8 protein-coding genes and 1 pseudogene are annotated in these 8388 nt (G+C 74.7%); 4 read left to right on the top strand and 5 right to left on the bottom strand.

What is annotated here, in order from left to right; translation table 11 throughout:
• The first annotated feature begins 115 nt into the window (after positions 1 to 115).
• Positions 116 to 652 (top strand): hypothetical protein, encoded by a 537-nt coding sequence (locus DZG00_RS09365; protein ID WP_119455564.1) that lies wholly within the window; start codon positions 116 to 118, stop codon positions 650 to 652.
• A 40-nt stretch (positions 653 to 692) separates the two neighbouring features.
• On the opposite strand, the gene treS is transcribed toward DZG00_RS09365, so the two are convergent.
• Positions 693 to 2939 carry a maltose alpha-D-glucosyltransferase gene (treS, locus tag DZG00_RS09370; RefSeq protein ID WP_119382293.1) on the bottom strand — a complete coding sequence of 749 codons (2247 nt, stop codon included), beginning with the start codon at positions 2937 to 2939 and terminating at the stop codon, positions 693 to 695.
• A 140-nt stretch (positions 2940 to 3079) separates the two neighbouring features.
• Between treS and DZG00_RS09375 the strand changes: the two genes are divergently transcribed.
• Positions 3080 to 3577, top strand: a complete 498-nt coding sequence (locus tag DZG00_RS09375) for an SRPBCC family protein (RefSeq protein WP_119382294.1) — start codon at positions 3080 to 3082, stop codon at positions 3575 to 3577.
• Between the two features lie 310 nt (positions 3578 to 3887).
• Complete coding sequence (gene rsmI, locus DZG00_RS09385) at positions 3888 to 4703, top strand: 16S rRNA (cytidine(1402)-2'-O)-methyltransferase (protein WP_119382295.1); 816 nt, start codon at positions 3888 to 3890, stop codon at positions 4701 to 4703.
• 24 nt (positions 4704 to 4727) lie between these two features.
• On the opposite strand, the gene DZG00_RS09390 is transcribed toward rsmI, so the two are convergent.
• Positions 4728 to 5288: a CGNR zinc finger domain-containing protein gene (locus DZG00_RS09390; RefSeq protein WP_199688941.1), complete on the bottom strand. Its 561-nt coding sequence runs from the start codon at positions 5286 to 5288 to the stop codon at positions 4728 to 4730.
• Positions 5289 to 5361: 73 nt separating this feature from the next.
• Here DZG00_RS09390 and DZG00_RS09395 point away from each other — a divergent pair, with 73 nt between their 5' ends.
• Positions 5362 to 6369, top strand: coding sequence for an EamA family transporter (locus DZG00_RS09395; RefSeq protein ID WP_119455565.1), 1008 nt, complete (start codon positions 5362 to 5364; stop codon positions 6367 to 6369).
• Here the strand turns inward: DZG00_RS09395 and DZG00_RS09400 are convergent.
• From DZG00_RS09400 to DZG00_RS09410, 3 genes and pseudogenes are all read right to left on the bottom strand, one after another.
• Positions 6355 to 7458, bottom strand: coding sequence for an FUSC family protein (locus tag DZG00_RS09400; protein ID WP_119383185.1), 1104 nt, complete (start codon positions 7456 to 7458; stop codon positions 6355 to 6357). The two genes, DZG00_RS09395 and DZG00_RS09400, sit on opposite strands and share 15 nt — an antisense overlap.
• 63 nt (positions 7459 to 7521) lie before the next feature.
• On the bottom strand, positions 7522 to 8208 hold the full coding sequence (locus DZG00_RS09405) for a sortase family protein (protein WP_233550112.1): 687 nt from the start codon (positions 8206 to 8208) through the stop codon (positions 7522 to 7524).
• Positions 8205 to 8388: pseudogene (locus DZG00_RS09410) on the bottom strand (tyrosine-protein phosphatase); the annotation flags it as partial. The gene DZG00_RS09405 and the pseudogene DZG00_RS09410, both read right to left, overlap by 4 nt.

The following is an 8388-nucleotide window of genomic DNA, read 5'->3' on the forward strand; positions in this document are numbered from 1 at the left end:
CCCGCCCTGCACGACGTGCGGCTCGGCGTGCGGCCCGTGGGGACGGGGCGGGTCGGGTCGGGGCGCGGCGCGGCGGAGCGCCGTGTGCCGCCGCGTCGCCGGCGGAGGCACTGACGTGCGCGCGCCCATCGCCGACGCGTCCGCCGGCCGCAGCCGGGCGCGGACACCGCGGATCGCGTGCGCGGGCGACGCCATCGTGCAGCTGGCCGACCTGCGCGCCGCCCTCGACGGCCGAGGAGACGAGGATCCGCGTCCCGTGCGCGCGCTCGTCGTGGGCGTCGACGCTCAGGCCGCCGGGATCCGCGGGGTGCACGCCGCGGCCAGGTGCCTCCGCGCCGTGACCGTGCCCGACCACCTGCCGCAGCTGAGCCACCTGGTGGTCGTGGTCGGCGGGCGGGTCGGGGCGATCCGGCCGGACCTCCGTGCTCTCGACGCCTGGGTGATGCGCACGCACGCGGGGCTCGAGCGCACGCGCGGGGCCGACGTCGCCGTGACGGGGATCCTCGCGTCCGGCTGCGTGACGCCCCGGCTCCTCACGAACCGCGTCGTCGACCTCGTGCGGCACCCGATCGCGGCGCCCCGCCTGGCGGTGGAGTGGGCGGAGATCCGCGACCGGCGGATCCGCGACGTCGCCCTCGAGGCGTGGTGCTGATCCGCCGGCCGGTTCGCATGAAGCCCGGAGGCCGGGCGGCCTACGCCTCCTCGGCTTCCGGCTCCTCGTCGAGCATGAGGAACAGGCCCGCGTAGGGCTCGAGCTGCACCGGGAAGCTGGACAGGTCGTCGACCGTGCCGACCTCCTCGCCCGTGGTGGCATCGCGGACGACCCGGCGGGCGGGGAGCTCCTCGGAGCGCACCGTCGCGAGGATGGGCTCGCCCGTGAAGTTGAGCACCGTGAGCTGCAGGCGCGCGTCGGCCTCGGGGTCGCCGTTGTCGAGGCGGTGCACCATCACGAGCATGCCGGGGTGCCCGACGTCCGGGACGTCGAGCTGCGTGCCGAGCGCGACGTCGAAGCGCTCGCGCACCTCGAGCACGCTCCGGAGGCCGGACGCGAACGACGACGGGTCGTCGACCTGCGCGGGCAGGGATCCGTACAGCGAGCGGCCGCGCGGCATGCCGGATCCGGACCCCGTGGCGTCGGGCGCTGCGTCGAGCAGGTCGTGCCCGCCGCGGTGCACCCAGCGGGTGTCGCCGCCCTCGATGAGGTCGGCCACCTGCGACGCGTGCAGCGGCAGCACGCCGAGGAGGTCCCACGCGGAGAGCGCGAAGACGCCCGGCTGCCACGCGTTGAACTTGGCGAGTAGGAGGTGCGCGGCGCGGATCCCGTCCACGTCGTCGTCCCCGATCGCGTCGAGCGTCGTGAAGCCCTGCGCCGCCGCGATGACGGACGCCGTGGTGCAGGCGATGCCGTTCGTCGTGAACACGTGGTTGTAGTCGGCGCTCTCGCCCGTGAGCTCCTCGAGGAGGTCGCCGCGGATCGTCTCGGCGAGGTCCGCGCCCGTCATCTCGTCGCCGCGGAACGGGAACACGTCGGCGCAGTGCTCGGTCGCCCAGTGCACGAGCTCGTAGGTGAGCTCGTCGTGGTTCTGCAGCGCGTGGACGAGGGTCACGGGCTCGACGCCGACCTCGAGCGAGGTGCGGAGCGTCAGGCGCAGGAACTCGGTGTCGCCGGTCGCGAGCGCGTGCTGGTACGCGGGCCGGTTGATGAAGTCGTAGGAGAGGTCGGCGCCGACGCGGCCGGTGTCGCGGATGTCCTCCATCGTGAGGTTCAGCTCCTGGAAGGAGAACCCGCCGACCTTGCGCACCATGCTCGCGATGAGGTGGTTCGCCGCCTCCGAGAGCGGGTGGCCCTCGGACCACGCGGGGCCCTCGACGCTCTTCTCCACGCCGAGGAAGCCGTTCGCGTCGAGCCGCAGCGCGCTCGCGCCGAGGTCGCCGAGGGAGTGCAGCGCATCGCCGATGACCATGCGCATGCCGGCGAACGTGGGGTCGAGCCAGTTGATGGAGGGCTGCCCCTGCTTGAAGTAGTGCAGGTACACCCAGCGGCGCGTGCGGCCGTCGACGCCGAGCACGGGCGCCGTGGCGCTCCAGTTGGTCTCCTTGACGCCGGGCGCGTAGAAGATCACGCGCTGCAGGCGGCCGATGATGTAGCCCTGGTCGGCGAGCGCCTGCTCGGCGGCCACGTCGAGGTTCACGGCGTCGCGGCCGGGGAGCACGTCGGGCAGCAGGTGCCAGTCCTCCTCGGGGATCTCGACCATGTGGTAGATCCCGGGGAAGTCCTTGTAGCCCATCTCCGCGAGCCGGAAGTCGGCGCCCTTGCCGGTGTGCCCGGGCACGATGTCGTCGATGACGCTGCCGCCGTGCTGGTCGGCCACCTCGGTGAGGCGGCGGAACTCGTCCTCCGTGCCGAAGGCGGAGTCGATCTGGGTGCTGATGCGGTCGAAGTGGCCGTCGACGCTCGCGGTCTGCGACCACTCGGTGATCCCGCCGGCGAGCTTCACGGGCCCGGTGTGCACGGCCTCGATGCCGATCGACTGGAAGATCTCCCACAGCTGCGGGTCGCCGAGCGCGCCGAGGTACGACTCGCCCTCCTTGGTGATGAGCGAGATCGGGTACGCCGTGAACCAGACGGAGGCGGTGTCGATGGCGCGGCGCGCGTCCGGCCGGGCGTACGGGTTCGACCACATGCTGGGCGATCCCGAGAGGCCGCGGCTCAGCACGTCGGCGTCGCCGAGCATCGACTGGCGGCGGAGCCACTCCACATAGGAGGGGTTCGACGCGTCGGCGGCGCGCGGGTCGTTCGACGAGCGGCGGATCCCGCTGGCGCGCAGCTGCGGACGCGCGCGGAGTCGGGCGGGGCGGGCCGGGAAGCGCTCCTCGTCGTACGTGATCTCGGTGGGCTCCGGCTCGGGGATCGCGTCCTGCTCGATGGCGTCGTCCACTGGTGCTCCTCGGGGGTGGTGGTGCGTCGCGCCCGATCCGGGCGCCGTCGGCCCGCGGGGCCGCTGAGACGAGCGTACGCAGGATGGCGGGGGGCGTGCGGCCACCGCCGTGCCCGCGCGCGCCGTGCCAGCATGGATCCGTGCCCGTCGTCGAGTCCCGCCGCATCGTCCCCGTCGAGCCGGAGGTCGCGTTCGCGATCTCGCAGACGCAGGGGGCGATCCGGAAGCGGTGGGATCCCTTCATCGCGCACCAGCACCTCATGGACGGCGCGACCGAGCCCGCGAAGGGCGTCCGCACCTTCACGGTCTCGCGGCTCGGCCTCGGCATGGTGAGCGAGTACGTCTCGCACCAGCCGCCCACGAACGTCGGCATGAAGATGACGCAGGGGTCGTGGTTCTTCGCGCGCATGGGCGGCGGGTGGCGGTTCGCGCCGGCGGACGGCGAGCCGGGCAGCACGCTCGCGACGTGGCGCTACAACTTCGCGTGCCGGCCCGCGTGGCTGGCGCCCGTCGCCGAGCGCATCGGCGCGTGGATCCTGCAGCGCGACATGGACCGGCGCATCGACGGGTTCGCGCGCGGGTGCGCGGATCCCGTGGTGCTGGCGGCGGTGGGCGCCGACGTGCCCGGCCAGGGCTGAGGCGTGTTCCTGCGGAGGGATCGGGGTCGGGGCGACACCTGGGGGCTGATCGCCCTCGGCGTCGTGCTGTGCGTCGTGTCGGTCCTCGGGCTGACGGGTGCGTTCGGCGAGATCAGCAACGGCGGCCGCTTCGACACCGTCGTCCTCTTCGGCGTGCCCCTGGGCCTGCTTGCGATCGGGGCCGGCATCGTCAACTGGATCCGCGGCTGGAGCGACCCGGGAGGCCCGAGGCCGAGGATCCCGTGCACGCCGGCGACCGGGCCGGCCTCCCGGGCGAGGGCGGGAGTGGCACGGATGGGATGATCGACCGGTGATCATCCTCGGCGCGACCCCCATCGGCAACCTGGGCGACGCGTCGCGGCGGCTCGTGGAGGCGCTGACCTCCGCCACGGTGATCGCCGCCGAGGACACCCGCACGACCATCCGGCTGCTCACGGCGCTCGGCGTCGAGAACCGGCCGCGACTCATCGCGCTGCACGACCACAACGAGCAGGAGCGCTCCGCCGACCTCGTCGAGCTGGCGCGCGAGACCGACGTGCTCGTGCTCTCCGACGCCGGCATGCCCGCCATCTCCGACCCCGGGTTCCACCTGGTGGAGGCGGCGGCCGCGGCGGGCGTCCGCGTCACGGTGATCCCCGGCCCGAGCGCCGTGCTCAGCGCGCTCGCCGTCTCGGGCCTCCCCACCGACCGCTTCACGTTCGAGGGCTTCCTGCCGCGCAAGGGCGGCGACCGGCGCCGCGTGCTCCGCGAGCTCGTGCGCGAGCGCCGCACCATGGTCTTCTTCGAGTCGCCGAACCGGCTGCAGGCGTCGCTCGAGGACGTCGTCGCCGAGTGGGGCCCGGATCGCCGGCTCGTCGTGTGCCGGGAGCTCACGAAGCTCTACGAGGAGGTGCGCCGCGGATCCGCCGCCGAGCTCGCCGCCTGGGCGGCCGAGGGCGTGCGCGGCGAGATCGTCGTGGTCGCGGAGGGCGCAGCTGCGCTCGAGGTGGACCTCGCGACCGGCGTGACCCAGGTGCTCGAGCTCGTCGCCGACGGGGCGCGCCTCAAGGACGCGGCGGGCACCATCGCCGAGGCGACCGGCCTCGGCAAGCGCGACCTCTACCAGGCGGCGCTGCAGGCCCGATGATCCACGGGTCGGGGCGGGGTCGTCCTAGCCGACCGGATCCTGCGCGCGGCGCTCGCGGAACGCGACCATGTTCATCCGGTTGCCGCAGCGCACGCTGCAGAAGCGCTTCGACCCGTTGCGGGAGAGGTCGACGAGCACGCCGTCGCAGTCGTCCGCGGCGCACACGCGCAGGCGGTCGGTGGCGTCGGAGCGCACCACGTCGACGAGCGCCATGGCGGCCTCCACGAGGATCCGGTCCGCGAGCGGCGCGTCCTCCGGGGTCGCGTGCAGGTGCCAGTCGAGGGCGTCGTGCCGCACGAGCCGGGGTGCCGCGCGATGGCGCGCGAGCAGCTCGTTGACGGGATCCACCATGGCGTCGCGGTCGAGGTCCCAGATCTCCCGTAGGCGGCTGCGGGCGCTGTGCACCTCGCGGAGCTCGCGCTCGTCGCGGTCGAAGCGGCCGGAGAAGCCGTTGCGGGTCATCAGGTCGGTGAGCTGCTCCGGCGTCGCCAGCAGGTCGTCGCCGGAGCGGGTGGCACGCGGGGCCGTATTGAGGATCACGGCGTCGAACGTGAGCACGTCCTCCGTGTCAGGGGCGAAAAGCAAGTTGACTCCTTATCCGAGACCAGTCTAACGTCAGGACCGTAGGCCGCATGGCCCCTGACGAGACGAGCGCACCATGGAACGACGCCACCTGACCACCGGACTCGTCCTCGCGGTCGTCGCCGCCTGCTCCTTCGGGTTGTCGGGCGCGTTCGTGAAGCCGCTGCTCGAGGGGGGATGGAGCCCGGTCGCGGCCGTCGCGCTGCGGGCGCTCGTCGGCGGGCTGCTGCTGGCGCCCATCGCGCTCGTGCAGCTGCGCGGCGACCTCCGGCAGGTGATCCGCGCGTGGCGCCGGGTGCTCGGCATGGCGCTCGTGGGCGTCGCGGGCGCGCAGGTCATGTACTTCGCGGCCATCGAGCGGATCCCCGTCGGCACGGCCATCCTCATCGAGTTCATGGCGCCGCTGCTGCTCGTGGCGGTGGCGTGGGCGATGACGAGGCGACGGCCCGCGGTGCCCGTGCTCCTCGGATCGGTCGCGGCGGCGGGCGGGCTCGCGCTCGTGGTGTCGCCCTCGGGCGGCGGGGCGCTGGATCCGGTCGGCCTCCTCTTCGCGCTCGGCGCGATGGTCGGCTGCGCCGGCTACTTCGCCATCGCGGCGCGCGGCGCGGACGGCCTGCCCCCTGTCGCGCTCGCGGCCGCGGGCCTGCTCGTCGCGGCGGTGCTGCTGGCGCTCGTGGGCGTCACCGGGATCCTGCCGTTCACCGGATCCGTCGCCGACGTCGTGATGCTGGGGAGCGTCGTGCCGTGGTGGGTGCCGATGCTCGTGGTCGGCGTCGTCGCGACGGCGCTCGCGTACGGCGCGGGGATCACGGCGGGCGGCATGCTCGGATCCCGCCTCGCGTCGTTCACGGGCCTCCTCGAGGTCGCGGCGGCCGGCGCGTGGGCCTGGCTGCTGCTCGGCGAGGAGCTGACGGCGCTGCAGCTGGTGGGCGGCGCGCTGATCGTGGCGGGCATCGTCGCGGTGCGCTTCGACGCGCGGGCGGGCGCGCCGCCGCTCGGGGTGGAGCCGGTCGGGGTGGAGCCGGCTGTCGAGCCGCCCGCGGCGCCGAGCCCGGATCCCGGATCCGCGCTACGGGGCCGGTGACTCGGCCGCGTCCACCGGCTCGAGGTGGTGCAGCACGCGCTTGAGGTGCATGGCCGTGAGCACGCCCGGGCCCATCGCCCGGCCGAGCTCCTGGGACCGACGGTCGACCGCCTCCACGAGCAGGCGCACCTGCCGCGCGGCGTGGGCCATCGCCCGGTGGCGCTCGGGGGAGTCCGGGTCGTCGAGGTCGAGCACGCCCGCGACGGCGTGGCATGCGTCGCGGATGGGGCCGGTGACCTCGTGGTCGAGCCCGAGGGCGCCGCGCTCGTGCCAGATGGTGTCCGCGAGCGCCGCGGACACGTCGCGGACGTGGAACACGATCTGGTCCATCGCCTCGAGCCGGGCGTGGTCGATGCGCACGTCGCGCTTGTTGACGAGCGCGCGCGGGTTGCCCTTGCGGCTCTCGTCGGCCTCGACGAGCTCGGCCCGCACGGCGCGCGCGGTGCCCGCGAGGTCCTCGCTGGCGCGGATCCAGTCGGCATGCGCGGGCGGCGAGTCGGCCTCGACCGCGTCGCCCGCGTCCCGCAGCCGCTCGGCGACCTCGTGCTGGAACGCGCTGATGCGGGCACCCGCGGCCCCGCTGGAGAGCTGCGGCGCGATGAGCACGTTGATGACGAGGCCCGTGACCACGCCGACCGCCATCTGCACGAGGTAGCCGAGCGAGTACGTCTCGGCGTCCTGCCCGCCGATGATGAGGACGAACAGCGCCGCCATGGGCACGTACTCGCGGCCCGCGCCGAACCAGCCGGAGCCGGAGAGGATCACGCCGATGCCGACGATCACGGGGATCGACCACCACGACGGGCCGGTCGTCAGGATCACGGCCGTCGCCAGGACGATGCCCGCCCCGAGGCCGAGGAGCGTCTGGAGGCCCGTGCGCGCGGATCCCATGAGCGTCGGGTACATGCTCACGAGCGCGCCGAGCGGGGCGTAGTAGGGGTACTCGCTGGCGACGCCGGGCACGAACGGGGCGACGGCCCAGGCGATGCCGACCGCGAGCGCGGTCTTGGCGGCGAGCAGGAGGCGGTCGGGGGAGACGGTGGCGTGCCAGGCGCGCGCGACCTCGCGCCGTGCGTCGCCCATCCCCATGGGTCGAGGCTACCGACGCGGGGTGCGGGCGACCGCGTCGGCCGTCGCGCGCTCCCCGTGGGATCAGGCGCGCGTCGCCTCGATGACCATGTCGTCGCGCGACGGGCTGCCGTCCGGGCGCTGGAGGCACGTGATGACGACGAGCCGACCGGGGGTGTCCGCCCAGACCTCGGCGTCGTCGGGGAGGGCGTCCTTGGCCACCGCGCGGCTGGATCCGACCGCGTAGGAGACGCCCGCCACCTCGAGGACGGCGCCGGGAGCGACGCTCGCGCTGCCCGCCCGGTCGTCGATGAGCAGGTCTCCGGGCCCCGTGCCGCCGCCGCGCACCGAGTGCATCACGACGAAGACCGTGCCCGTCGCCGCGTCCTCGGGCGCCACGCCGAGGTCGCGCACGCGGTACGCGGAGGAGAAGCCCGGGGGATCCACGACGCCGCCGACAACGTCGACCGCGCCGAGCGGCACGTCGAGCCCGACCGAGGGGGCGCGGAAGCGGCCGAGGCCCGAGTCGACGGCCGTGGTGGTGCCGTCGGCGGTCGCCGCGGGCGCCGGTGCCGGCACGTCGGCCTGCACGGGTGCGCCCGCGAGGTCACGGGGGAGGTCGGTCGTGACCGGCAGCGCGCCGACCGCGGACAGCGCGCCGACCGCGGACAGCGCGCCCGCGACGACGGCCGCGGAGGCGACGACGACCCCGGCGGCGGTGAGGATCCGCCGCCGGGTCGCCCGGCCAGCTGTCGTCACAGTCGTCGTCACGGCCGGCGCGGCAGCGCGCGACGGCGCATGACGACCGTCCGGCCCGCGAGCGCCGCCAGCCCACCGAGGCCGAGGGCGGCGAGCGCGACGCCCGGCCACGGGTCGGCGGCGACGGACGTGCCGCCGGTCGCGACCGACGGGCCCGCGTGGCGCGCGGCGGTCGCGGTGACGGCGGAGACC

It is taken from the genome of Clavibacter lycopersici (assembly GCF_003576405.1).
In the GTDB taxonomy this organism is placed as follows: Bacteria; Actinomycetota; Actinomycetes; order Actinomycetales; family Microbacteriaceae; genus Clavibacter; species Clavibacter lycopersici.

What these genes read in the sequence shown, in the direction of transcription:
- DZG00_RS09400 (WP_119383185.1), bottom strand. Translation starts at nt 7,458, where the DNA reads ATGGGGATGGGCGACGCACGGCGCGAGGTCGCGCGCGCCTGGCACGCC.
- DZG00_RS09395 (WP_119455565.1), top strand. Translation starts at nt 5,362, where the DNA reads ATGGAACGACGCCACCTGACCACCGGACTCGTCCTCGCGGTCGTCGCC.